This window comes from Duganella sp. GW821-FHT07G03, assembly GCF_059418605.1.
Genome location: NZ_JBWKQE010000013.1, coordinates 16,377 through 41,228 on the forward strand (window position 1 = coordinate 16,377; position 24,852 = coordinate 41,228).

The window sequence follows — 24,852 nt, forward strand, 5'->3', positions numbered from 1 at the left end:
GCTGCCTTTGCGTGTCAATTCAAAGGCAGCATTATCGCTTAAAACTTCGCCGCCACGCTCACGCCTATGCTGCGCGGCGCCAGCCGGTAACCCTGCACGATGGACGCCACCTGCGGATGCTGGATCACCGTGTCGGTATCGAAGGCGTTCTTGACGAACAGGCTGACGTTGTAGCGGTCGAAGGACATGCCGGCGCTGAAGTCGGTGCTGTGGTAGGCCGGCCGCTCGTAGTCGGTCTGCGCCGGATTGAGCGAGCCCTTGCTGGCGCCCACCCACTGCATGCCGCCCATCACGTAGGCGCTCTTGTCGCCGAACGCCGCGAAGTTGTAGGTGGCGTTGAAGGCGGCGTTATATTTCGGCACGCCCTGCACCTGCGCACCGGCCACCGCGCCGACCACGCCGTTGCGCGAGCCCTCGTCGTTGGACAGCTCGGCCTTGACGTAGCCGGCCGAGGCGGTCAAGGTCAGGCCCGGCAGCGGCTTGGCCTTGATGTCGAACTCGAAGCCCTTGCTGGTGGCGTCGCCGGCGTTGGCGTTGTAGGTGTAGGCGCAGGTCGGCAGGTAGACGCCCTGCTGGATGTTCTTCCACTTCACATAGAACACGTCGGCGTTGACCGTGACGCGGTTGTTGAGGAAACGCGACTTGCTGCCCACCTCGTAGCTCCACAGGCTGTCGGACGAATACGCATCCGGGCCCTTGGTCAGGCCGTTCGCCTCCAGGTCTTGCGAGCAGGTGGTCGGCGGCACGTAGATGTTGTTGCCGCCCAGACGGAAGCCCTTGGCCACGCTGGTGTAGACGGTGTTGGTCGGATTGACTTCCCACGTCAGCGCATACTTCGGCGTGAAGGCCTTGGACGAGGAACTGGCGCTGCTGTTGTTGCCGGCGCCGGCCAGGTAGTTGCCGTTGCGCTGGTCCAGCGTGGAGTCGGCCTTCAGGTAGCGCGCGCCGACGGTGGCGTGCACGGTCGGCGTAAAGTAGTAATTGACCTCGCCGAAGATCGAGCTTTGCTTCTCGCGGAAGTGGAAGGCGCCGGCGAACGAGTTATCGTTCGGGAACTGGCCGGGCCGCGCGTCCGGCAGCAGGTCCGGATCGGCGATGTCGAAGCCGAAGCTCTTGAAGGTGTCGGTCACGCCGAAGATCGGATCGTTCTCGATGATGTTGGTGTGCTGGTTGGAGAAGTAAGTCCCGGCCAGCCAGGTCCACGGCGACACGCTGGCATCATACGGCCGCGAGGCGAGGCGGAATTCCTGCGACGCCTGGCGCACCTGGTTGTTCAGGTAGACCGCCGACGGCAGGCCGGCAATGGCCGCGATCAGTTCCGGCGGCGCCTTGCCGCCGTCCTCGGTCGAGGTCAGGAAGGTCGACAGTGAATAGCTGTTGTAGGCCGAGCCGTTCTGCGTGCGGTCGAACTTGCGCTCGAAGTAGCTGGTGGCCGAGGTCAGGTCCATCGCGCCCAGGTCCCAGTTGACGGTCACGCTGGGGGTCAGCAGCGTATCCTTGGACGGTTCGCGCACCTGCTTCTGCGCCTGGTAGAAAGGCCGGTCCAGGTTGAAGGCGGCGATGTCTTTCGCATCCACCTTCTGATAGTAGACCGACGGCGTGATCGTCAGCGAACGGATCGGCTTCCACTTCAGCGCCACCCGCATTTCCTGGTCGCTGAGCTTGTTGATGTTGTTGGCCAGGACGTTGCCGTCGCCGTCGACCTGGTTGATGTAGCCGCCCGTGTGCTGGGCCTGCACGCCGATGCGCAGCGCCAGCTCGTCCTGGATCAGCGGGAAGTTGGCCACCATATTGGCCGCGTAGTTGCCGCTGCCGCCCTTGGTGTTGGACAGCTCGCCGTAGGTGGTGAACTCGCGCTCCTTCAGGTCCGGCTCGTTCGGCACGAACTTGATGGTGCCGCCCATCGAGCTGGCGCCGTACAAGGTGGCCTGCGGCCCGCGCAGCACTTCGACGCGGTCGATGTCGAAGAACTTCGGCTCGACCGTGCCCATGGTGTAGACATTGCCGACGGTGATGGAGACATCGCCCAGGTAGATGCCGACCGTGGCCGCGCCGGCCGTCGAGCTGATGCCGCGGATCTCGATGTTCTCGGTGCCGGGACCGGCGCCGCCGTTGCCGCTGGCGGCGGTGAAGGAGATGTTGGGCACCACGCGGGTCAGGTCGGTGAAGTCGTTCACGTGCTCGGCCTGGAGCTGGGCGCCGGTGACGGCGGTGATGCTCATGGCCACCTTGGCCGGATCTTCCTTGCGCTTTTGCGCGGTCACCTTGACCACTTCGATCTCGTCGGACGGTTTGACCTGCGCCCACGCCGGGCCCGCCATCGCCGCCATCGCCGCAGCCACCGCGCTGCACATCATCGTTTGCCGTATCTTCATGTCAGATCTTCCCATGTCAGTGAGGGCGCCGCCCCAAAATAATGCGTATTGATATATTTGACCATATTAACCATCTTGATCTTTTTGCAAAGCAAGAAACCGGCCATTCGTGCGGCTGGCGTTGGCATTTAGTCACAAATGAGTGGTAAACGGGTTGATATCGAGCAAGTCCCTGCCGCCCGCATACAGTTGAAAAACGCGCAAAATTCTGATGTAATTACTCCAGAGTCGGGGTGTGGCTCAGCCTGGTAGAGCGCTGCGTTCGGGACGCAGAGGCCGGAGGTTCGAATCCTCTCACCCCGACCACCACTCTCCGCCCGCATCATTCCACCAGCACCGGTGAAAACTCCTGCCTTTTCTTTCGCGCCCCTGACGGCGGCGGCGACCTGGAACATTCAGCTCATCTTTCATGATAATGGCATTATCATGAAATTTACATTAAAGAGTGATAAGATGCACGCTTAACGAGGAGGAATATGGCAAAATCGACCAGCAAAGTAGCATCGGCACGCACCCGGAAGAAGGCCAGCAGGAATGTCAGCGCCGGGGTCGCGCATGTGCACGCATCGTTCAATAACACGATCGTCACCATCACTGATCGCCAAGGCAATGCCCTTTCCTGGGCAACGTCCGGTGGCGCAGGGTTCAAAGGTTCGCGCAAATCGACCGCATTTGCAGCCCAGGTTGCCGCCGACGCAGCTGGGAAAGTTGCAATTGAGTATGGCGTTCAAAGCCTCGAGGTGCGCATCAAAGGTCCCGGACCTGGTCGCGAATCGGCGGTACGCGCTTTGAACAGTCTCGGCATAAAGATACTCGAGGTCCAGGATGTGACCCCCATGCCGCATAACGGCTGCCGTCCGCCCAAGCGGCGTCGCATCTGATATGGCGGTGTCGACCAGGCATAGGTCCAGCGAAGGATAGAACTTGCCTGCTACGTTGTTGAAACATGGCGCATGCTCGGCCAACGCCGATCACCACACGGCGCCACAATTGCCTGCCGGCGAGATTCCTCAGCCGCGTTTCGAGCAGTTGCTAAAAGAAAGCAATGGCAGGCCGTTTGTATTTAATGAGGGAAATGTCCGCTCCCTGCATTTCGAGGAAAAATACATACAGAGCGCAATGTGGGTGTCGGCCCCGACTGCGCTTGCGCTCAGCTACACGCGGGTGATGATGAACTTCCGGCAATTCATCTCTTCGCCACAGCATATCCTGATGATCGGACTAGGCGGCGGCTCGTTGGCGAAGTATTGTTATCGGCACCTGGCCTCGGCACGAATCACGGTGGTGGAGATAGACGCGAACGTGATTGCCCTGAGAGACCAGTTCATGATTCCTCCGGACAACGAGCGGTTTCAAGTGGTGCATGCCGACGGCGCCGATTTTGTCGCGACGGCTACGCCCGACGTCGACGTGCTGCTGCTGGATGGTTTTGACGCCCATGGCCAGCCAGCCGAACTCAGCTCGGCTGGCTTCTACCAGAAGTGCCGCCAGCTGCTCACTCCCGATGGGATGCTGGTCGCAAATCTCTCACGAGACGGATCACACTTTTGGCACTTGATGACGCGACTGCTCGCGGAATTTGGCGATCATATGTGGCAAAGCGATGTGCCAGACAGCAATAACTGCGTCATATTCGCTGGAAACAGCAGTCGCCACGCCACCCTGCCAGGTGCCTATGCCGCGCAGCACCAGGAAGCCGCATCCGGTTGACGCTCGCGCTCAAAGCAGCACGTGACGCACCTCAGTAAAGTAGCTGAATATTTCTTTCTCGACTACCGGCGAAATCATTTCCACCGGCCGCCGGCCGCGTGGACATTTCAGTTGCGGCGTGGTGCCGAACAAACGGCAAATCAGGGGGCGCTCGGCGTACACTTCACAGCCGCAGTCACCCAGATAGGGGCAACTCCACGCGGCGAGCGCGGCGTCGTGCTCAGCGTCGCTCTTTACCGGCAACCTGGCGATCTCCTCCGTCGAAGTGCGCACCGGCCCACAACAATCGTGACAGCCGGGAACGCAGTCAAACTGCGGTATTTGCTGACGGAAGAATTTAATTTTTTGACTATGCCCAGCCATACCGTACACCTAAGGTCTATTTTTTCTGCGAGGGCAAACCGAGTGTATTTTTCGTGCTGTATGCAACGCCATGCTGTTCAAGATATTCGCGCATCAGTCGACGCAGAACTTGGGAAGGCGTCAGATCTTGGGCAGCACACAACTCTTCAAATGCTTTTTTCTTGGCGGGATCAAGCAAAATAGTCATGCGGGCGGACTTGGTTTCCATGGTCTATGCGGAGATCGGCTAGTTGATTATAATTTTATTATAATTCAATTCCATGAGGACCTGACTTGCGGGAGGCGCGACTAGGCGGCTTCCTCTTCAACTTGCTTCTTGCCAATTCGACTTTTGGTACTGTAGTCGACACCGAAACTTTCCATATAGTCACGCATAAGCTGACGCAACACTTGTGACGGCGTCAAATCCTGGCTCGCGCACAGTCGTTCGAATGCCTGCTTCTTTATCGGGTCGACCAGCACGGTCATCCGCGCCGTTTTGCTTTCCATGATCATGTCCTAAGCCGCTGAGAATGGCGATATTATAATTGAATGAGCATCCCATTCCAAAACCGCCGGCGCGGCGTAATGCCCGAAAACGGTGCGGGCACCCGCCTCGGCCACGCCCAGGCGATCAATATGGCATGAAGGTGGCGCCAGCATCATAGCCGGCGATCGCATCAAATTCCGCGTCACTCTTGTTGTGTGCGGTTTTCAGCCTGTCGACAAATTCGCCCAGCGCCAGGCCATGCTGCAGGTCAAGTTGTTCAGCCCGTTTTACCAGCGCCGAACGCTGCGCCATGAGGCCCACGTCCTTCGTCGCAAGGATGATGCGATTGATGCAACCGGACGGGTCGCCCCACCATAACTTCGGCCCAAAAGCCTTCCACATGCGCGTCATCACGGGCATCAAATCATCCGTCGTCCCAAAGACGTTCGACACCAGCACACCGTCACTATCGAGCACCTCGCTACAGCGCCGATAAAACTTTTCGGTGCTGAGTTCAGGCGCCAGTCCGTCCGCCACAAAACCATCATGCAAAATGACGTCGACCGTATGCTGCATGCTGGACAGATAGTGCTCCGCATCGACATGAACGATCTGGAAGCGTTCATCGTCCTCAGGTAAAACGAATTGCCGTCTGAGCGCGATGACATCGCGGTCCAATTCCAGCACGGTTATGCGCGTTGCCGGCAAGTGGCGGTAGCAAAACTTGGCCAACGAGCCACCGCCCAAGCCTATCATCAAGATATGACGTGGCGACTGCTTGGCCAGCAAAAAAGCCATCATCGCCCGCGTATAACTCAACAGCAACTCATCAGGCGCAACGATGCGCATGGCGCTTTGAATATAGCGCCCGTCGAAATGCAAGGTACGCATGCCGCCATGATCAAACGCGAAGGGTTTGCCCTGGCTGCAGGCCAGCACCTCAGCAAAACGATTCGAGTGCATCGCGTAGTCATCGTTCAAGTTCAACATTTGATCCCAGCCAAGACTATAAATTCCTCAATTCCGAACAGGGAAGCGGCGGTGAGGGTGCACATAAAACAAGCATTCTACATGAATTCTATGATATGCACATTATCATACTATGGTAATGTATACCGACGAGCCGCCCCATCTTCCCAGCTTGCATGGGGGCATCAATACAGCATAAAAACGTCTGGACGAACATGAAGAAAATTGAAAATCACTCGACGATGGCTTCCACCGTGACGCAATGTCCCAGGCAGGCGGATACGGACCATGTTTGGCAGGTCCGGCCCCTTACCATCAAGGAATATAGCAAGCGCATGCTGAAGACCAGTTGTGAATATTTCTGCGCAGAGCACAGGTGCGAAGTCATCAGTTCAATCAATTGATTTCGTCGATGGCGCCCACAACAAACCAGCCGAGTAAAATGTTATACCGAAAAATGCGAAAACCCTGCCCGTCGCCTTTTTTTGAGTTGCAGGTAAAAACCATACTCGCAAGACTTTCGCTTCGATATTTTCAGATGATTCCTCCGCCGCATCTGATGCGGGGTCTGGAATTTTATATTTCCGCCACATTAATCGCCGAAAAACTCCCCCCTCGCAATAATTGCGTTGTTTTACTTCTGGAAAAACTCACAGATTTACTTACCCTCGCCCGCGACGACCAGCCAATGCTTTACAGAAAGCGAAAATCTTTGGCGCTGATGTTCGATGGCATCTCAATCCAGAGTGAAATGAATCTGGACGACCCCGACGATCTGGTCTTGGCCTACACACAGTCCATGATGGGTTTTCTGTTATTTAAACCAAATCCGCAGAGCATCGGCATGATAGGCCTGGGTGGCGGTTCCCTGGCTAAATTTTGCTATCGCCACCTCCCCCAATCCATCATCTCGGTCGCGGAAATTGATCGGAAAGTGATCGATTTGCGCGACCAATTCTTCGTCCCCAAGGACGACGAGCGATTTAACGTGGCATGCGTGGATGGCGCGGAATTCGTGCGCGGCGCGGACGGCGAGTTTGATGTATTGCTAGTCGATGGATTTGACAACGACGGACAGCCGGCTCAATTATGCAGCCATCGATTCTACCAGGACTGCCACCAGGCTTTGGCGCCCGATGGCCTGATGGTAGTGAATCTTCTCGGCGGCGATTTGTGGCAGACAGAAATTTATGTAGACCGTATGCGCAGCAGTTTTGGTGATTCAGTCATTACGATCAATGCGCTTGACTCCTTGAATATGATCGCCTTCGCCGCCAAAGGCGACGCGATGAAATTAGACAGGGGAATACTGCAAAAACGGATGCTACAGCTGACGAAATTGCACCCAGTGATCCTGCGCGCAACGGCTCAGCGTATTCTGGCTGAACAAAAGGCAATTAATCTTCGACCAAAAACCGCGTTCGCCAAATAGTTCGGCAATTTCCCCATTAAAACGATGAAAACTCAAGCCGGCGAGAACAGCATGAGACGAGTCGGCGCGGTAGATAGTCAAATCGGTCTGGCGCCGGGCAAGTGACACCGGAAACGCTGAGTAACCATTTTGCCCCGGCAGTGTACCGGGAGCGCGGCCAGTTGCAGCCCTTCTGCGCGGACCTGCTGCCGGAGGGGGCGCTTCGTCGCCGGCTGGCCGCCACGCGCAAGAACGAACGGCGCCAGGCTTGCAACAGCCCCAAGTGCAACTGTGTGCATTCCACAACTGTTGTATTTAAGCCATTTTTTCAAAACCTGGGCACGGAACTGCATTTCAACAATGATTTCAATATAGTATCTTGCATCACTGAACAAAATTGCAAGTTCCCAGTCCTCTGGGGCGCCAGAAATCAATCGTTGCAGCCATATCCGATGACAAAACTTCACAGCCATTACGAGAGTCTCAACGTCACCCGCGACGCGCCCCAAGAGGTCATCCGCGCGGCCTATCGTTCGCTATCGCAAAAGCATCACCCGGATAAAAATATCGGGAACCATCAAGCCGAACAAATGATGGCGCGCTTGAACGCCGCTTACAGCGTGTTGTCTGATGCGGATCAACGAGAACTGTACGATTTGCAGATCCTGAGCGAGCAGCGCGCCCGCGAGAGGCATTACGGTTTTCAAAGCACCGTCGATCTGCCCGACTCCACCGTTGTCTATACGCCGTTTGACATGGATGAGTCGGGCCGGACTGGCCGCCCGGCGGCGGACACGTCGGATCGCACGCCGCGAAAAAGCCTGGATACCTGGCTCGCCTTCATGCGCAAGCACGCGCAAGGCCGCGGGGTACGCAATACCACCCTGCTGGTCGGTTTCATCGTCCTGGCCGTCGCCGTCATCTTATGGATAGTCTGGAAAGACAACCAATCGATGATGCGCCTTGAACAGGCGGCCATGTATGCCCCGGCCCCTGAACCGTTGGCGCCAGCCACGGACAATGACTCCAAAACAACGTCGTCTGCTGTCAGCGCGCCCCAGGTGCCGGGGCGGTCCAGCCCGGGTGCGGATTCCGCCGAGGCGCCCAAGCCTGCCGCGGCGCCGAAAGCGCCGCCGGCGGCTAGCCCCGCCGCCACCAAGGCATCCGAATACGAGCGCCTGACCGCCATGTTAAAGAGCATGGGTCTGGGCCTGCACAAGCTGGACGTGCCTACCCAGGCATCCAACGCCAAGCAGTCGCCCCCGCCGGCGAAAGCAGCCGAACCGGTCAAGGCGGCCGAGGCGCCCAAAGCAAGTTCCGCCCCGCCACCGGCACTGGCGGCCAAGCCCGCAGCAGCGCCTGAGACCGTGCGGGAGGCTGAGCGGCCGGTCGCGGCCGAGCCTGCGCGCAGCGACGCCAAGGCGGTGGCCGACGCCAGCCGGGCCAGCGCGCCGCCCGCCGCCAGCACCAATGCGGCCAGCGCCAGCCATGCCGCGCCGCGCACCGCCGTCATCGTCGATGCCCGAGCTTGCGTCCCGCCCAAATATCCGGCCAATTCCTACCTGAGCGGCGAAAGCGGCACCGTCCTGCTGGCGCTGCTGGTGGGCAATGACGGCAGGGTAATCGAGTCGAAGGTGCAGAAGTCCAGCGGCTTCCCCGATCTGGACAAGGCGGCGCGCAAGGCGCTCACGCAGTGCAGGTTCAAACCGGCCGGCAGCGACGGCCAGGGCGAACCGGTCTGGGCCACGATGACCTATGTGTGGACGCTGGACTGACAGCCTGGCGCCGATGCCGCATCACGGCGTCGGCCGCTCGTCCGTTTGTCGTGTGCAAATCAGCGTATCCGGATAGCTACTGTCATAATGCTGGCAATAACTATTGTTGGCATCTGGACGACTCATGAAATTCGGCATTTTCGCGGTGACTTTCGCCCTCAGCGCGGGCGGCGCGGCGGCCTGCGAACCGGTAAAAATCGGCTACCTTGACCAGGAAAGACCGCCGTACTGGCTGGGAACCGGCACCGCCGTGCCCGCCAAGCCCGGCGCGTCGGCGGAACTGGTGCAGCGCTTCGCGGCCAGCGCGGGATGCCAGGCGGACTTGAAACGCCTGCCGGTGATGCGCATCAAGCCGGCCCTGGTCGCTGGCGAGATAGCGTTCGCCCCAATGGACTCCAGCGCCGCGGACGCTGCCGGCATCGTCTTCCCGCTCGACAAAAACCATCAGCCCGACATTGCGCGCGCACTGGCGCTGAACATCGTCGTGTTCGTCCGCAGCGCCGACCGGATACCGCCGGCCACCGACCCCGCCAGTTATTTTCAAAACCGCTCGCTGGGCATCACGCTGGGATCGAGCTACAAGGCCCGCATGCTGGGCCTGGGCCTGAAAGTCGACAGCGGCGCGGTCGATATCGCGCGCAATTTCGAGAAGCTCAAGCTCAACCGAATCGACGGCTTCGCGGTCTCCGTCACCTCGCCGAACGACATGGACGCTTACATCGCCCAAACCTACAAAGGCGCCATCGTCAGGCTGACGCAGCCGATTTTTTCCGACCATGTCTGGCTGGCTACCAGCACCAGCTACTACGCCGCCCATACCGCCCAGGTGGAGAGAATGTGGACCTGGCTGGGCACCGCCGGCGTGCGGGAATTCTCCGCCTTGCTCAAGGAGTATTCGGAGCTGCCGCCGCCCGCCGCCAAATAGATCCGCCACGCATCGATCGGAGGGCGGGGCCCCACTCTCCGACAACGATGCAGCAGGCTTACGCCACCGTACGCGCTTTGCGGCGCGCCATCCAGCCGACCAGTCCCATGCCGCCGAGCAGCATGCCGTAGGTCGACGGCTCCGGCACGGCGGTGATCCTCACGTTGTCGATCGCGATGTCGAAGTTGGTGTAGCCGTACACATAGCCGGGCTGCAAGGTCGTGAACACGACCTCGTCGACACTGGCCAGCACGCTGGCGAAGGTGCGACCGGCCGGCAGCGTCGGCCCGTGCCCGTCGGGGCCGCCGTATCCGCCCCATCCGGCAGGCAGCGCCGTCGCATTGGTGTCACCGATAGTCACCGACAGATGCTGCCAGCCCTTGGTCGAGTCGATACTGCCGAGGTTGTAAAACACGCTGGTGTAGGGCAAGCCGGCAGGCGTGTTGTCGTAGTCGCGCAGCTCGACGATCACGTTGCGCGACACCTCGCGGTTGAAGAAGTAAATCTGCTGCGCCGAGATGTCCAGGCCCAAGGTCACGCCCGACAGCTTGGTGTAGTCGCCGAGGAAGGCCTGGTTGCTGCTGGTGCGCCAGTCCACGCCAAAGTTCTCCATCACGGTGCGCAGCGCAGGCGCGCCGTGGCCCATGCCGGTGTCGATGCCGGAACCGCCGTTGCCGTCGAGGGGCTGCATGCCCGACCAGCCTTCCAGCCCCTTGGAGAAGTCGACCGTTGCGGAATGTGGCACGGCCATCGCGGCACCGCCGGCCAGGGACAGCAGCAAGGCCATCATTGCTTTATTCAAAGTCATGGTTTTTCCTTTACACACAGGTTAGAGGGATACCGCTAACACCACACCGCCCTTTCGGCCACGCGCGGTAGCACGTTGCCAAGGTTGAAAACGCCTAAAAATTGGCGTTTTTGTAAGCCGGTGTGAGGCCGATTCTGTGATCGGCGAACCCGTCTGTCAAAGACAACACGACACTAAATTGTAAGGAAAATGTAACCAAGTTTCTCAGTATGCAACCGCTATTCCTAGTGGAAACTTGTAACTGGCAGTTAGCAGGAGGGCGAAACAACGCCGCTCTCCTATGAGGAAATAATTTAAACGTCAAGGAAATTTGACCGCGTGGAAAGGAACAAACGCCGTCGCCTGCGACAGCCGGGGGCAACGGGACAATGTTTGTTTTTTGCTACAACGACCGACGCCGTCAGACCGCACCGCGTAGCGCCACGGCATTGCGCTGGTGGCCGGCGATCTTGAAGACGCTCACCGCTTCGGCAAGGCTCAGCGCCTGCTGCTGCATCGCCTCTGCGGCGGCCGCCGCCTCTTCCACCAGCGCGGCGTTCTGCTGGGTCACGCTGTCCATCTGGGCGATGGCGAGGTTGACCTGGTCGATGCCTTCGTTCTGCGTGCCGCTGGCGACGGCGATCTCGCTGATGATGGTGCTGACGCTGCGCACGCTGGCCACCACATCGTCCATGGTGCTGCCGGCCTGGCCGACCAGCCGGCTGCCGGTTTCGACCTTGGCGACCGAATCGCTGATGAGCTCCTTGATTTCCTTGGCCGCCGCCGCCGAACGCTGGGCCAGGTTGCGCACTTCCGACGCCACCACCGCGAAGCCCCGCCCCTGCTCGCCGGCGCGCGCCGCCTCCACCGCCGCGTTGAGCGCCAGGATATTGGTCTGGAAGGCGATGCCATCGATCACGCCGATGATGTCGACGATCTTCTTCGACGACTCATTGATCGAGCCCATGGTGTCGATCACCTGCGCCACCGCCTCGCCGCCGCGCACCGCCACCTGCGAGGCGTTGCCGGCCAGCGTGCTGGCCTGGTTGGCGTTCTCGCCGTTCTGCTTGACGGTGGCGGTCAGCTGGCCCATCGACGCGGCGGTCTCGCTCAGCGAGCTGGCCTGTTCCTCGGTGCGCGCCGACAGGTCGAGGTTGCCGCTGGCGATTTCCTGCGAGGCGTTGGCGATCGCCTCGGTGCCGGCCCGCACCTTGCTGACGATGCCGGCCAGGCTGTCCTGCATGTGCTTGAGCGCATCGAGCAAGGTGCCGATTTCATCCGTGCTGGAGACATCGATCTCCGCGCTCAGATCGCCGCTAGCCACGGTCTGCGCGATGGCGATGGCGGCGTTCAGCGGCGTCGTGATGCTGCGCGCCAGCCAGGCCACGGCCAGCCCGCCGACCACCAGCGTGGTGGCCACCACGCCGAACAACATGATGGCCGAGCGGCGCTGGGCGCCCTCGCGCTCCTCCGCCATGCCGGCCAGCAGGCGGTGCGATTCGCCCTCGATGAACAGCACGATGTCGTCGATTTTCTTGGTCGGCGCCCGGTCGATGCTGCGCACCGATGCATCGACGGCGCGCGCGCTGTCGGGCGAGTCGGGCTGGTACGGCGCCAGCGCCTGCAAGAACTTGCCGCTCATTTCCTGGTGCGCGTGCAGCGTGTCGTCCACCAACGCGGTATCGACGCCGACCTTGGCCATCAATTCCTTGGCCTTGCCCAGCTCGGAGTCGGTCAGAGCGGCGGACTTCTTGAACGCCGCCGTGTACTTCTCCGCCTCGGCGCCCCGCATCAGGATGTTCTTGAAGGCCTGGACCTGGTTCTTGAATTCCACCTGCGCGCTGCGGGTGGTGTCGATGGCGTCGCTGAGGATGCTGGCGCGCTCGAGCGCGGCGGCGCTGCGGGCGTTGCCGGACGCGATGGCTCTCCAGCCGCCCACGCCCACCGCGACCAGCGCGACAAAGACAAAGCCACCCAGCAAGCCCAGCCGCACCGCAATCCTGAGATTCGCCAGATTCATGGAGAGCTCCTTCATTGTTGAGCTGTCCATGATGCTCCGACGCATGTGAAATGCCAAGTTGCACTAGTTGTATGCTAGCAACGCCTTACACCAGCTTCAGCTGGTTGATGAACCAGCGCCCGGCCGGCCCCGGCGGATGGTCGCGCAGGTGGATGGCGTGCATCGAAAATCCCGGCCCCAGCGGCGCGTGCGCCTCCAGCGCGATGCACACCAGCTTGCCGGTGCGCAGGTCATCCTCGACCATGTGCAGCGGCATGTAACCCCAGCCCAGGCCGGCGCGCAGGAAGGCATGCTTGGCGCCGAGGTCGGCCAGCCGCCAGGTCTGCGCCGCCACCACGCCGAAGTTGCGGCCAGCCGTCAGCGTCGAACGGTCGGTCAGCACCAGCTGCACGTGCTGCGCGGCCTCCGCCTGCGGGATCTGGCCTGGCGCCGCCGCCAACGGATGGCAGGGCGCCGCCACGCACACCGCCTTCACGCTGAGCAGGAATTCCGACGCGCAGCCGGGCGGGATTTCCGGCAGCGAGCCGATGATCGCCACCCGGCAACTGCCGGCGATCAAGGGCTGCACCACCGCCCCCAGCGCTTCCACGTACAGCCGCAGCGGCGTGGTGGGAAAGGCCGCCTTGAACGCCTGCACCGCCGCCGTCAGCGTGGCGATCGGGAACATCACGTCGACCGCCACCGCCAGTTCCGGCTCCAGCCCTTCTGCCAGCGTGCGCGCCTTGGCCTTGAACGCATCCATGCCGCCGACGGCGGCGCGTGCCTGTTCCAGCAAGGCCGTGCCCGCCTCCGTCAGCTGCGGGTAGCGGCCGGTGCGCTCGAACAGCGCGAAGCCCACCTGCTGCTCCAGGTTGGCCAGCGTGGTGCTGACCACCGACTGCGCCCGCCGCAGCTTGCGGCCGGCGGCCGAGAAACTTCCTTCGTCAGCGGCGGCGATAAAGGTGCGCAGCTGGTCCAACGACATGGCGTCAAGCATGCATCTACTCCTTGGATACTATCCATCCAATTATATAGGCTATTCAGATGGATAGCGCCGGCCTAAGATGCTCTCCATGCACTGCAACCAACAAGGAGCAAGCAAATGAACCGCAACATCGCATTCCGCACCAAAGGCAACACCCGAGGCCCCATCACCCGCCTGGCCAGTCCCGGCGACGTGGGCCAGCTGATCAAGCCGTTCGTCTTCCTCGACCGCTTCCGCATGGAAGCGGGCCGCGGCGGCAAGATGGGCATGCATCCGCATTCCGGCATCGCCACCACCACCGTGATCCTGGAAGGTGCGATGGCCTACCGCGAAACCACCGGCAGCGAAGGCGTGCTGCACACCGGCGGCGTCGAGTGGATGAACGCCGGCAATGGCGTCTGGCACGACGGCGGTCCCGCCGAAAACGTGCCGGTGCACGGCTTCCAGCTGTGGCTGGCGCTGCCGCCGGAAGATGAAAACGGCCCGGCGCACAGCCAGTACCTGGCGGCGGAGCATGTGGCCGGCAGCGGCCCGGCGCGGGTGATCCTCGGCCGCTACGGCGACGCCGCCAGCCGCATTCAGCCGCGTGCATCGCTCACCTACCTGCACGTGAAGCTGCGTGACGGCGAACGCTGGAGCTACCAGCCACCCGCCGGCCATGACGTGGCCTGGGTCGCGCTGGCGGACGGTGCGCTGCGGGTGGGCGAGGCCGTGATCGGCCGCGAGCTGGCGGTGTTCGAGGAAGGCGGCCAGGCCATCGACTTCGTCGCCGAAGGCGAGACGGAATTCGTGCTCGGCTCGGCGGTCAAGCATCCGCACGAACTGGTCACGGGCTATTACTCGGTACACACCAGCGAGGCCGCACTGGCGCAGGGCGAAACAGAAATCGAACGCATCGGCAGCCAACTGCGTTCGGCTAACTTGATGTAATCCCACTCATAGCAAAGGAACGATCATGAACAACACTAACACCTCCGTCATTCCAGCAGTCGGCCGCGTGCTGATGGCCACCATCTTCGTCATGAGCGGCATCGGCAAGCTGGCCGCCCCGGCCGCAACGATGGGCTATATCGCCTCATCCGGGCTGCCGCTGCCGATGCTGGCCCTGGTCGTGGCGATCGCCGTGGAACTGGGCGGCGGCCTGCTGCTGGCGTTCGGCATCCAGACCCGCCTGGTCGCGGCGGGACTGGCGGCGTTTTCCATCGTCACCGGGCTGGCCTTCCACCACGCGGTGGGCGACCAGAACCAGATGATCCACCTGCTGAAAAACATCGCGATGGCAGGCGGCCTGCTGCAAGTGCTGGCCTTTGGCGCCGGCGCCTACAGCTTCGATAACCGCCGCGCCGTCAGCGGCGGCCGTCAACCGGCCTAGCATGCACGTTGAGCGCTCATCGAGCGCCGCGCCTGCCGCTAGCGCGCGCCGATAAACAGTTTTTGCAGCTCGCCGTACGGCATCGCTTTCTCGATCAGTGGACCGGCGCTGCCGGTGGCCAGGAAGTCCCTGGCCATGTCGGCGGCAACCGCCCACAAGGCTTGCGGGATGCCGGAGCCGGCGCTCAGGCGGCGCACGCCCAGCTGGTGCAGCGCGTCGGCGGACGGCACGCCCGGCCAGTCCATCACATTGACCGGCAAGCCGGCGCCAGCCACCACCGCCTTGATCTCGTCGACCTTGCAGATGCCCGGCACGAACAGGCTGTCGGCGCCGGCCTCCTTGTAGAGCGCCGCGCGCTTCAGTACTTCGGCCACCCGTTCGCCTTCGGGCGCCTGGCCTTTCAGGTAGACGTCGGTGCGGATGTTGATGAAGATGTCCTTGCCCGACTGCGCCGCCAGCTTTTTGATCGCGCTGATTTTCGCGGCCAGCAATTGCGGCGCGGCGTTGCCGTCTTCCAGGTTGATGCCGGCCACGCCGACATCGATCAGGCGCAGTACCGTTTGCGCGACCGCGTTGGCATCATCCGAATAGCCGTTTTCCAAATCCACCGACAAGGGCACCGTCAACACGCGCGCGATGTTGGCGGCGACGTTGACCGCCACGTCGACCGGCATGTTGTTGCTATCGGCATAGCCGGCGGCCCAGGCCACGCCGGCGCTGGTGGTGGCGATGGCCGGTGCGCCCAGGCTTTCGAACAATCGTGCGCTGCCGGCGTCCCAGGCGTTCGGCAGGTGCAGCAGTTTACTTCCGTCGTGCAGTTTCTTGAAATCGCTCATGCTATCTCCGTGTTTAGAAAAGACTGGCTTGCGCCGTGGTCAGGTTGGTAAAACTATCGTGCATCGGCAGCAGGATCGAATCGGCGATCGGCTGCAGCTGCTTGGTCAGGTAGTGCTCGTAGTCGATATTCGAGCGCATCACCTCGGTCGGTTCGGGTCCGCTGGTGGTCATCACATAGCTGATCCAGCCGCCGTTCTGGTAGCGCAGCGGGCGATGCTGCGCCTGATTGTACTCATCGGCCAGACGCGCGGCGCGCACTTGCGGCGGCACGTTGACCTTGTATTCGTCCAGCCGCTGGCGCAGGCGCTTGCGGTACACCAGCAGCTCGTCGTAGTCGCCGGACATGGTCTTGCGGGCGTAGTCGCGCACGAATTCCTGGTAGGGCTCGTCCTTGAAGATGCGCTTGAACAGGCCTTGCTGGAACTGCTGCGCCAGCGGCGTCCAGTCGCTGCGCGCCACCTCCAGGCCGCGATAGATGACCTCTTCTTCGCCCCTGGCGTTGATGGTCAGGCCGGCGTAGCGCTTCTTGCTGCCCATTTCCGTGCCGCGGATGGTCGGCATGAAGAACTTCTGATAGTGCGTGTCGAATTCGATTTCGAGGTGGCATTCGAGGCCGTGCTTTTCCATCAGCATGGTGCGCCACCAGCTGTTGATCTTGTCCGCCAGACCTACACCGATGGCCAGCGCCTCGCTGTTCGCGTACTCCTTTTTCAGCCAGATGAAGATGGAATCCGTATCACCGTAGATGACGTCGTAGCCTTCCGCCTCGACCAGTTCGCGGGTCTGCTTCATCATCTGGTGGCCGCGCAGCGTGACCGAGGAGACCAGGCGCGGATTGAAGAAGCGGCATTCGGTCGCGCCCAGCACGCCGCAGAAGGAGTTCATCAGCAGCTTCAAGGCCTGCGACAGCGGTTCGTTCCTGGCGCGCTTGGCGGCGTCGCGCTGCTTCCAGATTTGCGTGGTGATCTCGGGCAGGCAGTGGCGCGTGCGCGAGAACACGGTGCCGTTGACGCCCTCCACCACGGTCGACTGGTCGGCCGCGTTTTCGCCTTCCACCAGGCCGACCGGGTCGACCAGGAAGGTGCGGATGATGGACGGATACAGGCTTTTGTAATCGAGCACCACGACCGAGTCATACAGGCCGGGCTTGGAGTCCATGACGAAGCCGCCCGGCGAAGCGCCGCCGGAGACGTCGCCGACGCTGGGCGCGACATAGCCTTCGCGGTGCATGCGCGGCAGGTAGTGGTGGCCGAAGGCGGCGATCGATCCGCCCAGGTGGTCGGCCTGCAAGCCGGTCACCGTGGCGCGCTCGATCATGAAGGCCAGCAGATTGGCCTGGTCGAAGATGCGCGTGACCAGCTCGCAGTCCTTCAGGTTGTAGTGGGCCAGCGCCGGCTTGTCCTGGTGGAAGCGGCGTTCGATTTCGGCCATCTTGTCGTAGACGTCGCCGATGTCCTTGCCCTCGCCCAGCATGGCTTGCGACACGCTCTCCAGGCTGAAGGACGGGAAGGTCCACGACGCCGCCTTCAGCGCGTCGATGCCGTCGAGGACGATGCGGCCGACCACCGGCGCGAACATATAGCCCTGCTTGCCGGGATGCTCGCGCCATTCGATGGTCTTGCCTTCGCGGCCCAGCGCCAACGGGATCTTGTGCTTGTCGGCGTTCTTTTGCAGCACGCGCAGGTCGAACTGCACCACATTCCAGCCGACCAGCACATCGGGATCGTGGCGCACGAACCAGGCGTTGAGCTTCTCGATCAGCTGGCGCGGCGTGGCGCAGTATTCCAGGTCGAAGTCGATCTCTTGCGACGACTGCTGCGGCGCGCCCAGCATGTAGACCTGGCGCTGGCCGCAGCCTTCCAGCGCGATCGAATACAAATCCTCGAAGGCGCTGGTTTCGATATCGAGCGACACCATCTTCAGCTTGGGGCGGTAGTCGGGCGCGGGCTTGAGCTTGCAGTTGTGAATGACGGCGGCGCCCTCCGCGCGGCCGCCCTCGAACTGCACGGCGGCGGTGATGAAGCGCTCCATCAGATAGCGCTCGGGCGGGCGGATATCGGCCTCCAGCATCTTGATGCCGTGCTCGCGCAAGGTGCGCTCGAGCGCGGTCAGCTGCTTGTAGCGGGAGGCGTAGATGCCAACGACCGGCTCCTGCTGGAAGGTTTTCAACGCCAGCTCGCGCAGTTCGATGCCGGACTGATCGCCGATCAGCGCCTCGATGGCCGAACGCTGCCTGGCCTCGGCGAAAGCCACCGAGGTTTGCGCGGTGAGGCGGATTTTTTTCGGGCCGTCGTCGGTCGCCAGCCAGAAGTCGATCTCCGTCCCATTAGCCGCGTCTCGCCAGTGGCGAGTCAGGATAAAGCCGTGTTGGGCGGTATGCGTCATGCCAGAATTATACTGTATGCACATACAGCCCGCTAGCCGGGCGCAGATTGCCCTATTTGGCAGCGCGCGGCGCCTTGTAGCGCGCCAGCTCCATCTTGCCGATCTGGCTGCGGTGCACTTCGTCCGGGCCGTCGGCCAGGCGCAGCGAACGCGCGCCGGCGTAGGCCGAGGCGAGGAACGGATCGGCCATGCCGCCGCCGCCCTGCACCTGGATCGCCCAGTCGATCACCTTGCAGGCCATCGCCGGCGCCGCCACCTTGATCATGGCGATTTCCTTGGCCGCCACCTTGTTGCCCACCGTGTCCATCATGTGGGCGGCGTTGAGCACCAGCAGGCGCGCCTGGTCGATCATGATGCGCGACTCGGCGATGCGCTCCAGCGTCACGCCCTGCTCGGCCACCGGCTTGCCGAAGGCGACGCGGCTCAAGCTGCGCCTGCACATCTGCTCCAGCGCGCGCTCAGCCAGGCCGATCAAACGCATGCAGTGGTGGATGCGGCCAGGCCCGAGCCGGCCCTGGGCGATTTCGAAACCGCGGCCCTCGCCCAGCAGCAGGTTGGAGGCCGGCACCCGCACGTTGTCGAACACGATTTCGGCGTGACCATGCGGCGCGTCGTCGAAACCGAACACCGGCAGGTGGCGCAGCACGTTCACGCCCGGCGTATCGCGCGGCACCAGTATCATCGACTGCTGCACGTGGCGGTTGGGGTTATCGGGATCGCTCTTGCCCATGAAGATGAAGACCTTGCAGCGCGGGTCGTTGCCGCCGGAGGACCACCACTTGTGGCCGTTGATCACATACTCGTCGCCCGAGCGCACGATGGAGCTGGCGATGTTGGTGGCGTCGGACGAGGCGACGTCCGGCTCGGTCATGCCGAAGCAGGAACGGATGCGGCCATCGAGCAGCGGCTCCAGCCACTCGCGCTGCTGCGCCTCGGTGCCGTAGCGGGTCAGCACTTCCATGTTGCCGGTGTCCGGCGCCGAGCAGTTGAACACTTCCGGCGCCCACACGGCGCGACCCATGATCTCGCACAGCGGCGCGTATTCCAGGTTGGTCAGGCCGGCGCCGTGCTTGGAATCGGGCAGGAACAGGTTCCACAGCCCCGCCTCGCGCGCCTTGAGCTTGAGTTCTTCCATCACCACGGTCGGCACCCAGGCGTCGCCGGCGGCGCGGTTGGCGTCGATCTCGGCGTGGAAGCGCGCTTCGTTCGGATAGATATGCTCGTCCATGAAGGCCGTCAGCCGGGCCTGGAGTTGCTTTACTTTCGGGCTGTAATCGAAGTCCATGATGCGGTCCTTATCGGTAGGTGACGGCGCCGGGTTGGCCCAGCCATTCCAGGTGCGAGTAGTTGTTCAGGTAATTAAGCGTGAACTGGCCGGGACGCTGCAGCAGCTTGGTGACGGCGCAATTGGCCAATGCCCAGCTAAGCTCCATCACCTGGTAGTCCTGCAAGCCAAGCAGGTGCTGCATCAGCGTGGCGATCACGCCGCCGGAAGTGAACACGATGGTGGCCTGCTTGCTGCCTTCGGTATCGAGCCGCTCCAGCGCAGCCACGCAGCGGCGGCGGAATTCCGGCCACGTCTCGCTGTAGTCGTCGTCGTGCCAGCCGCTCATCCAGCGCTGCATGGCGGCGCGGAACAGATGCTCCAGCGCGCGCTGCGGCGCTTCGTGCTGCGCCAGCATCTGCTGGAAGGCGGCGGCGTCGTCCACCTCCGGGCAGTGGCGCCGCAAGACTTCGAGGTGATCGAATTCGGCGAAGCCGGGGTCGGTGATCCAGTCGGTATCGACCAGCTGCGCTTTCGGCAGCTCGGCCAGGCAGGTGTCGGCGGTCTGGCGATGGCGCGCCATGCCGCCCACCACCACGCGCTGGAAGGACTGGCGGCTGTTGGCATACCACTGCCCCAGCAAGCGCGCCTGCTCGTAGCCGAGCGTCGACAACTGGTCGTAATTGGCGCTGCCGAACGAAGCCTGCCCGTGGCGCACCAGATAAATTTGTCCCATTTTCTTCCAGCTCCAGATCAAAACAAGCACCAGCTTAACGTCCGGCCTATAATTCATCAAATGAATAGTTTTAATTGGGCCGAATAAATTTCATGCATATATCCAAGGTCGATCTCAACCTGTTCATTGTCTTCGAGGCGATCTACGCGGAAGGCAGCATCACCCGCGCCAGCCTGAAGATGAACCTGACCCAGCCCGCCATCAGCCACGCGCTGAACCGGCTGCGCCAGTTGTTCGACGATCCGCTGTTCGAACGCCAGGGCCACGTGATGGTGCCGACGCCGCTGGCCCGCTCCATCATAGACCCGGTGCGGCAATCGCTGCGCGGCTTTGAAGTGACGCTGAACGGCGCCGAGCGTTTCGACGCCGCCACCAGCGAACGCACCTTCTCGCTGGCGCTGCGCGATGTGCTGGAGGCGAGCGTGCTGCCGCCGCTGATGGCGCGCGTGGCCGACGAAGCGCCGACGGTGGGACTGAACACCATGCAGGTAGGCCGGCGCGAGCTGGAAAGCGAACTGGCGGCCGGCAGCCTGGATGCCGCCATCGACATCCTGCTGCCGCTGTCGAACGACATCCGCCGCACGCTGCTGGCGACCGACCAGACGGTGGTGCTGGTGCGGCGCGATCACCCGCTGGTGAGCGGCGCGCTGGATCTGGACGGGTATTTGAAACTGGAGCACATCCAGACCAGCTCACGCCGGCGCGGGCCGGGGCTGGAGGACTTTGAACTGAGCCGCATGGGATTGCAGCGGCGCGTGCGGCTGCGCTGCCAGCACTACTTCGCCGCCTGCCGCGCGGTCAGCCAGACCGACCTCGCGCTGACGATGCCGGAGCGTCTGGCGCGCGTGGTCAACCAGCAGTTCGGCAACCAGATCCTGCCCTTCCCCTTGACGATGCCGTCGCTGGACATCTACCTGTACTGGCACACCAACATCGACACCGATCCAGCCAGCGTATGGCTGCGCGGGCAAATCAAGCAGGCCATGCAGGCTGCGGACTAGCAGCCTGCATTGGCGCCGGAGGCCAGCGCGCGGATGGCTTTGGAGATATCGGTGGCGATGCGCGTGACGGCGCGGCGGTGGCCGGCCACCAGTGCGTCATAGCCGCCGCCGACCGCCTCGTTGGCGACGCTGCGGCAGGTCAGCACCTTGCTGCTGCCGACCAGGCGCACGCTCCACACCGCATCGATCAGCGCATACTGCCCGGGCGCGGATTCAAAGCGCTGCACGTTGGTGCTGATGCGGTAGACCGGCGCGCCGTCCACCGTCGGTGTGCGGAACACGTCCACCGTTCCCAGCTCACCGGTGATCGCCAGCGACAGCGCCTGGCCAAGCTCCGACGCCGGCATCGCCGACCAGCGCTCATGCTCCAGCAGATCGATGCGCCCCGCTTCGGTGCTGACCACCAGTTGATAGCGCGCCACCTGCTGCGGCACCGTCACCGCCGGCAACTCGATGTAGTAGCCCGCCGGCTTGACGGCAGGCGCCGGCACGCCCATGCCGTTACTCAGGCTGTAGAAGTGCTCCGGCGGCGCGGCGGCGCAGCCGGCCAGCAGCATCGCGGCCGCCATGGCCAGCGCGGTTGAATAGCGCTTCATTTAGGTTCTCCCTTGGTGTCCTGCTTGTTCGCCTTCCCGCGCAACAGCGACTCGGGATGACGCTCCAGATAATCCGACAGCGCGTTCAGCGATTGCAGCGTCTGCGTCAGCTGCTGCAAGGCCTCGCGCAGGTCGGACTGCACCGGCGAGTCCTTCTGCAGCAGCTGGTTGGCTTCGCCGAAGGTCTTGCGGGCCGCGCCCAGCGTGTCCTTCATCTCCGGCACCACCTGCGCGTCGATCTGCTTGAGCAGCACGTTGGCGCTCTTCAGCGTGTCGCGCAGGTTGTTGCCGATCTCGCCGAACGGCACCTGATCCAGCTTGCGCGCGATGCTGGCGATCTGCGTCTGCAGCTCGTCCAGGCTGTTCGGCACCGTCGGCACCTCCAGCGGATACTGCGCCACATCCAGACTGACCTTCGGCGCGCTCGGGAAGAAGTCCAGCGCCACGTACAGCTGGCCGGTCAACAGGTTCCCGGTGCGCAGCTGGCCGCGCAGGCCGCGCGCCACCATGCGCTCCAACACCACTGGACCGGCGTTGCGATCCTGGTCGCTGGAGACCGACTGCTGGAAGCTGCGGCCCAGGCGCGCCGGATACATGTCCACCGTCACCGGCATGCGGAAGCTCTTCTTCACCGGATCGAACTCCACGCCGACCGAGCGCACTTCGCCCAGCACGATGCCGCGGAAGTCCACCGGCGCGCCCGGCGACAGGCCACGCAGCGACTGGTCGAAATACAGCACCGTGGTAATCGGCACGCCATCCGGTTCGCGCAATGCGCTGGCCTGGTCGGAGGCCAGTGGAAAATCGGTGCCGGGAGCCGCCTGTTGGTCCGGCTTTTGGCCACTCATGCTCTCGAAGGCGATGCCGCCCACCAGCAACGCCGCCAGCGACTGCGTATTGACCTTGAAGCCGTTCGAATCGAGCCGCACATCGACGCCGCTGGCATGCCACCAGCGCGTGTTCTTGCCGACGTACTGGTCGTACGGTGCGTTGACGAACACCGTCATTTTCACGCCGCGCCCCTTTTCGTCCAGGTCGAAGCCGACCACCTGCCCCACCTGGATGCGGTGGTAGAAGATCGGCGAGCCGACATCGATGGAGCCAAGGCTCTCGCCATGCAAGGAGAACTTGCTGCCCTTGTCGTCGCCGGCCACCTGCGGCGGCTTTTCCAGGCCGGTGAACTCCTCCTTGACGTCCTCCGACTTGCCGGCGTCGACGCCGATGTAGGCGCCGGACAGCAAGGTGCTCAGGCCGGAAACGCCGCTCGCGCCCACCCGTGGCCGCACCACCCAGAAGCGCGTATCGGCGGCGGTGAAGCGCTTGGCTTCCTTGCTCATGTCGATCAGCACCAGCACCTTGGACAAATCGCGCGACAGCGTGATCGTGCGCACCAGGCCAATATCCACGTCCTTGTATTTGACCTTGGTCTTGCCCGGCTCCAGCCCGTCCGCGCTACGGAAGCTCACCGTCACCGTCGGCCCCTGGTCCATCACCGACTTGGCCACCAGCGCCAGGCCGATCAAGGCGGCCAGCAAGGGGATCAACCACACCAGCGAAGGCAGCCAGCGATTGGCCTTCTCCACTCTCGGCTCGGGCAGCGGCGGCGCGCCGCCTTCGTTTTCAGGCATGGTTCTCTCCATTTGAATCGATTGGGTCCCAGATCAGGCGCGGGTCGAACTGCATCGACGCGATCATCGTCAGCACCACCACTGCGCAAAACGCCAGCGCGCCGGGACCGGCGGTGATCACGGCCAGCGACTGGAAGCGCACCAGCGCCACCGTCAGGGTAATCACAAAAATATCAAGCATCGACCAGCGGCCGACAAACTCCACGATCCGGTACAGCATGGTGCGCTGCAAGGGCCGCCAGCGCGAGCGCTGCTGCGCCGTCAGCGCCAGCAGCGACAACGCCGCCAGCTTCAGCACCGGCACCACGATGCTGGCGATGAAGATGATCGCCGCCAGCGCCGGCGAGCCGCTGGTCCAGAAGTAGACCACGCCGCTGATGATGGTGTCGTCCTCCTTGCCGAACAGCGAGTGCGTGTACATCACCGGCAGCAGGTTGGCGGGAATGTAGAGGATGGTGGCCGCCAGCAGGAAGGCCCAGGTGCGGCCCACGCTATCGGGACGGCGTCGGTGCAGCACGGCGCCGCAGCGCGCGCAATGCTGGTGCGCGGCCGGCTGGTGCTGCGCCACCAGGCCGCAGCTGTGGCAGGCGGCCAGGCGGGTGTGCGCCGTGTAGCGGAACTCCGCCTGCGCCGGACGGCGCGGTCCCGGCAAGTGCTCGCCGATATTCCACAGCATCTGCGGATCGAACGAAGTGACGATCGCCAGCATCAGCGTCAGCGCGCCAAAGGCGAACAGGCCCGGTTGCGCCACTACGTGCGCCAGGCTGGTCATCTTGACGATGGTGATCAGGATGCCGATCATCAGCACCTCCGTCATGCCCCAGCGCCGCGCTGCGCCGACGGCGCGCAGCAGATGGTCGAAGCCGCGCGGCCGCATGCCATTGTGCAGCGCCAGCGTCACGTACAGCAGCGCGCCCAGTTCCACCGCCGGCAACAGCGTCGTGAACAGAAACACGAGCACCGCCACCAGCTGCATCTGCTCCGTCCACAGCACGCGTATCGCACCAAACAAGGTGGCGCTGGACGAGTAGCCGCCCACCTCCAGTTCAACGATGGGGCAAAACTGGGCAATCAGGAAGGTGAAGATGGCGCCCAAGGTGATGGCCGCCATGCGGTTGACGTCCGAGTGGATGCCGCGATAAAGGATGGAACGGCAGCGCACGCAGCGCGCTTTCTCGCGCGGCAGCACCGGGCGCCGCTTGTGCAGTACGCCGCAATCGTGACAACTGATTAAATCATATCGATGCACTGGCTGGCCGTTTATT

23 protein-coding genes and 1 tRNA gene are annotated in these 24,852 nt (G+C 62.7%); 9 read left to right on the forward strand and 15 right to left on the reverse strand.

Translation table 11 applies throughout. The annotated features are described in order from the left end of the window. Window positions 1-38: 38 nt before the first annotated feature. Entirely contained in the window at window positions 39-2,375 is a 2,337-nt protein-coding gene (locus AC07OK_RS17410) for a TonB-dependent receptor (protein ID WP_494691486.1), read from the reverse strand. A 229-nt stretch (window positions 2,376-2,604) separates the two neighbouring features. Here AC07OK_RS17410 and AC07OK_RS17415 point away from each other — a divergent pair. The 3 genes from AC07OK_RS17415 (at window position 2,605) to AC07OK_RS17425 (ending at window position 4,085) form a co-directional block, all read left to right on the forward strand. Further along, a tRNA-Pro gene (locus AC07OK_RS17415) sits at window positions 2,605-2,681 on the forward strand. Window positions 2,682-2,851: 170 nt separating this feature from the next. Beyond that, on the forward strand, window positions 2,852-3,256 hold the full coding sequence (gene rpsK, locus AC07OK_RS17420; RefSeq protein WP_494691487.1) for a 30S ribosomal protein S11: 405 nt from the start codon (window positions 2,852-2,854) through the stop codon (window positions 3,254-3,256). A 43-nt stretch (window positions 3,257-3,299) separates the two neighbouring features. Further along, window positions 3,300-4,085: a fused MFS/spermidine synthase gene (locus AC07OK_RS17425; protein WP_494691488.1), complete on the forward strand. Its 786-nt coding sequence runs from the start codon at window positions 3,300-3,302 to the stop codon at window positions 4,083-4,085. Between the two features lie 9 nt (window positions 4,086-4,094). Here the strand turns inward: AC07OK_RS17425 and AC07OK_RS17430 are convergent, their stop codons facing one another. From AC07OK_RS17430 to AC07OK_RS17445, 4 genes are all read right to left on the reverse strand, one after another. Then, window positions 4,095-4,448 carry a YkgJ family cysteine cluster protein gene (locus tag AC07OK_RS17430; RefSeq protein WP_494691489.1) on the reverse strand — a complete coding sequence of 118 codons (354 nt, stop codon included), beginning with the start codon at window positions 4,446-4,448 and terminating at the stop codon, window positions 4,095-4,097. Between the two features lie 16 nt (window positions 4,449-4,464). After that, complete coding sequence (locus AC07OK_RS17435; RefSeq protein WP_494691490.1) at window positions 4,465-4,656, reverse strand: CopG family transcriptional regulator; 192 nt, start codon at window positions 4,654-4,656, stop codon at window positions 4,465-4,467. Between the two features lie 80 nt (window positions 4,657-4,736). Further along, window positions 4,737-4,937: a CopG family transcriptional regulator gene (locus AC07OK_RS17440; protein ID WP_494691491.1), complete on the reverse strand. Its 201-nt coding sequence runs from the start codon at window positions 4,935-4,937 to the stop codon at window positions 4,737-4,739. Between the two features lie 124 nt (window positions 4,938-5,061). Beyond that, complete coding sequence (locus tag AC07OK_RS17445; protein ID WP_494691492.1) at window positions 5,062-5,907, reverse strand: fused MFS/spermidine synthase; 846 nt, start codon at window positions 5,905-5,907, stop codon at window positions 5,062-5,064. Between the two features lie 421 nt (window positions 5,908-6,328). Between AC07OK_RS17445 and AC07OK_RS17450 the strand changes: the two genes are divergently transcribed. The 3 genes from AC07OK_RS17450 (at window position 6,329) to AC07OK_RS17460 (ending at window position 9,997) form a co-directional block, all read left to right on the forward strand. After that, window positions 6,329-7,318, forward strand: coding sequence for a fused MFS/spermidine synthase (locus tag AC07OK_RS17450; RefSeq protein WP_494691493.1), 990 nt, complete (start codon window positions 6,329-6,331; stop codon window positions 7,316-7,318). Window positions 7,319-7,419: 101 nt separating this feature from the next. Next, on the forward strand, window positions 7,420-9,072 hold the full coding sequence (locus tag AC07OK_RS17455; protein ID WP_494691494.1) for a TonB family protein: 1,653 nt from the start codon (window positions 7,420-7,422) through the stop codon (window positions 9,070-9,072). 124 nt (window positions 9,073-9,196) lie between these two features. Then, on the forward strand, window positions 9,197-9,997 hold the full coding sequence (locus AC07OK_RS17460) for a hypothetical protein (RefSeq protein WP_494691495.1): 801 nt from the start codon (window positions 9,197-9,199) through the stop codon (window positions 9,995-9,997). A 58-nt stretch (window positions 9,998-10,055) separates the two neighbouring features. Here AC07OK_RS17460 and AC07OK_RS17465 read toward each other — a convergent pair whose 3' ends face one another. From AC07OK_RS17465 to AC07OK_RS17475, 3 genes are all read right to left on the reverse strand, one after another. Next, on the reverse strand, window positions 10,056-10,805 hold the full coding sequence (locus AC07OK_RS17465) for a PEP-CTERM sorting domain-containing protein (RefSeq protein ID WP_494691496.1): 750 nt from the start codon (window positions 10,803-10,805) through the stop codon (window positions 10,056-10,058). Window positions 10,806-11,205: 400 nt separating this feature from the next. Beyond that, window positions 11,206-12,804 carry a methyl-accepting chemotaxis protein gene (locus AC07OK_RS17470; protein WP_494691497.1) on the reverse strand — a complete coding sequence of 533 codons (1,599 nt, stop codon included), beginning with the start codon at window positions 12,802-12,804 and terminating at the stop codon, window positions 11,206-11,208. Window positions 12,805-12,889: 85 nt separating this feature from the next. Beyond that, a complete protein-coding gene (locus tag AC07OK_RS17475; RefSeq protein ID WP_494691498.1) occupies window positions 12,890-13,780 on the reverse strand; it encodes a LysR family transcriptional regulator in 891 nt (296 codons plus the stop codon). Between the two features lie 105 nt (window positions 13,781-13,885). On the opposite strand from AC07OK_RS17475, the gene AC07OK_RS17480 reads away from it, so the two are divergent. Further along, complete coding sequence (locus AC07OK_RS17480; protein ID WP_494691499.1) at window positions 13,886-14,698, forward strand: pirin family protein; 813 nt, start codon at window positions 13,886-13,888, stop codon at window positions 14,696-14,698. 25 nt (window positions 14,699-14,723) lie between these two features. Beyond that, window positions 14,724-15,140: a DoxX family protein gene (locus tag AC07OK_RS17485; RefSeq protein ID WP_494691500.1), complete on the forward strand. Its 417-nt coding sequence runs from the start codon at window positions 14,724-14,726 to the stop codon at window positions 15,138-15,140. 38 nt (window positions 15,141-15,178) lie between these two features. Here AC07OK_RS17485 and AC07OK_RS17490 read toward each other — a convergent pair whose 3' ends face one another. Genes AC07OK_RS17490 through AC07OK_RS17505 form a run of 4 tightly spaced genes read right to left on the reverse strand, consistent with a single transcriptional unit; the run spans window position 15,179 to window position 20,362 of the window. After that, on the reverse strand, window positions 15,179-15,976 hold the full coding sequence (locus AC07OK_RS17490; RefSeq protein ID WP_494691501.1) for an isocitrate lyase/PEP mutase family protein: 798 nt from the start codon (window positions 15,974-15,976) through the stop codon (window positions 15,179-15,181). A gap of 13 nt (window positions 15,977-15,989) precedes the next feature. Then, window positions 15,990-18,362, reverse strand: a complete 2,373-nt coding sequence (locus AC07OK_RS17495; RefSeq protein ID WP_494691502.1) for a DNA polymerase II — start codon at window positions 18,360-18,362, stop codon at window positions 15,990-15,992. 52 nt (window positions 18,363-18,414) lie between these two features. Further along, the gene (locus AC07OK_RS17500) at window positions 18,415-19,647 is read right to left on the reverse strand and encodes an acyl-CoA dehydrogenase family protein (RefSeq protein WP_494691503.1); all 1,233 of its coding nucleotides are present in this window, start codon (window positions 19,645-19,647) and stop codon (window positions 18,415-18,417) included. Window positions 19,648-19,657: 10 nt separating this feature from the next. After that, window positions 19,658-20,362, reverse strand: a complete 705-nt coding sequence (locus tag AC07OK_RS17505) for a histidine phosphatase family protein (RefSeq protein WP_494691504.1) — start codon at window positions 20,360-20,362, stop codon at window positions 19,658-19,660. 92 nt (window positions 20,363-20,454) lie between these two features. Between AC07OK_RS17505 and AC07OK_RS17510 the strand changes: the two genes are divergently transcribed. Continuing rightward, window positions 20,455-21,363, forward strand: a complete 909-nt coding sequence (locus AC07OK_RS17510; RefSeq protein WP_494691505.1) for a LysR family transcriptional regulator — start codon at window positions 20,455-20,457, stop codon at window positions 21,361-21,363. Here the strand turns inward: AC07OK_RS17510 and AC07OK_RS17515 are convergent. From AC07OK_RS17515 to AC07OK_RS17525, 3 genes are read right to left on the reverse strand one after another with little or no spacing between them, the layout of a single operon-like run. Continuing rightward, complete coding sequence (locus AC07OK_RS17515) at window positions 21,360-21,959, reverse strand: PqiC family protein (protein WP_494691506.1); 600 nt, start codon at window positions 21,957-21,959, stop codon at window positions 21,360-21,362. The two genes, AC07OK_RS17510 and AC07OK_RS17515, sit on opposite strands and share 4 nt — an antisense overlap. Next, a complete protein-coding gene (locus tag AC07OK_RS17520; RefSeq protein WP_494691507.1) occupies window positions 21,956-23,587 on the reverse strand; it encodes a PqiB family protein in 1,632 nt (543 codons plus the stop codon). Before AC07OK_RS17520 ends, AC07OK_RS17515 begins: the two co-directional genes overlap by 4 nt. Next, window positions 23,580-24,836 (reverse strand): paraquat-inducible protein A, encoded by a 1,257-nt coding sequence (locus tag AC07OK_RS17525; RefSeq protein WP_494691508.1) that lies wholly within the window; start codon window positions 24,834-24,836, stop codon window positions 23,580-23,582. The genes AC07OK_RS17520 and AC07OK_RS17525 overlap by 8 nt, the downstream gene beginning before the upstream one ends. Window positions 24,837-24,852: the final 16 nt, after the last annotated feature.

Excerpts from the sequence above, each read along its gene's own strand:
- AC07OK_RS17505 (WP_494691504.1), bottom strand. The coding sequence starts at position 20,362 with ATGGGACAAATTTATCTGGTGCGCCACGGGCAGGCTTCGTTCGGCAGC.
- AC07OK_RS17460 (WP_494691495.1), top strand. The coding sequence starts at position 9,197 with ATGAAATTCGGCATTTTCGCGGTGACTTTCGCCCTCAGCGCGGGCGGC.
- AC07OK_RS17440 (WP_494691491.1), bottom strand. The coding sequence starts at position 4,937 with ATGGAAAGCAAAACGGCGCGGATGACCGTGCTGGTCGACCCGATAAAG.
- rpsK (WP_494691487.1), top strand. The coding sequence starts at position 2,852 with ATGGCAAAATCGACCAGCAAAGTAGCATCGGCACGCACCCGGAAGAAG.
- AC07OK_RS17430 (WP_494691489.1), bottom strand. The coding sequence starts at position 4,448 with ATGGCTGGGCATAGTCAAAAAATTAAATTCTTCCGTCAGCAAATACCG.
- AC07OK_RS17465 (WP_494691496.1), bottom strand. The coding sequence starts at position 10,805 with ATGACTTTGAATAAAGCAATGATGGCCTTGCTGCTGTCCCTGGCCGGC.
- AC07OK_RS17485 (WP_494691500.1), top strand. The coding sequence starts at position 14,724 with ATGAACAACACTAACACCTCCGTCATTCCAGCAGTCGGCCGCGTGCTG.
- AC07OK_RS17475 (WP_494691498.1), bottom strand. The coding sequence starts at position 13,780 with ATGCTTGACGCCATGTCGTTGGACCAGCTGCGCACCTTTATCGCCGCC.
- AC07OK_RS17490 (WP_494691501.1), bottom strand. The coding sequence starts at position 15,976 with ATGAGCGATTTCAAGAAACTGCACGACGGAAGTAAACTGCTGCACCTG.
- AC07OK_RS17510 (WP_494691505.1), top strand. The coding sequence starts at position 20,455 with ATGCATATATCCAAGGTCGATCTCAACCTGTTCATTGTCTTCGAGGCG.
- AC07OK_RS17500 (WP_494691503.1), bottom strand. The coding sequence starts at position 19,647 with ATGGACTTCGATTACAGCCCGAAAGTAAAGCAACTCCAGGCCCGGCTG.
- AC07OK_RS17450 (WP_494691493.1), top strand. The coding sequence starts at position 6,329 with ATGTTATACCGAAAAATGCGAAAACCCTGCCCGTCGCCTTTTTTTGAG.
- AC07OK_RS17495 (WP_494691502.1), bottom strand. The coding sequence starts at position 18,362 with ATGACGCATACCGCCCAACACGGCTTTATCCTGACTCGCCACTGGCGA.
- AC07OK_RS17435 (WP_494691490.1), bottom strand. The coding sequence starts at position 4,656 with ATGGAAACCAAGTCCGCCCGCATGACTATTTTGCTTGATCCCGCCAAG.
- AC07OK_RS17445 (WP_494691492.1), bottom strand. The coding sequence starts at position 5,907 with ATGTTGAACTTGAACGATGACTACGCGATGCACTCGAATCGTTTTGCT.
- AC07OK_RS17410 (WP_494691486.1), bottom strand. The coding sequence starts at position 2,375 with ATGAAGATACGGCAAACGATGATGTGCAGCGCGGTGGCTGCGGCGATG.
- AC07OK_RS17470 (WP_494691497.1), bottom strand. The coding sequence starts at position 12,804 with ATGAATCTGGCGAATCTCAGGATTGCGGTGCGGCTGGGCTTGCTGGGT.
- AC07OK_RS17520 (WP_494691507.1), bottom strand. The coding sequence starts at position 23,587 with ATGCCTGAAAACGAAGGCGGCGCGCCGCCGCTGCCCGAGCCGAGAGTG.
- AC07OK_RS17515 (WP_494691506.1), bottom strand. The coding sequence starts at position 21,959 with ATGAAGCGCTATTCAACCGCGCTGGCCATGGCGGCCGCGATGCTGCTG.
- AC07OK_RS17480 (WP_494691499.1), top strand. The coding sequence starts at position 13,886 with ATGAACCGCAACATCGCATTCCGCACCAAAGGCAACACCCGAGGCCCC.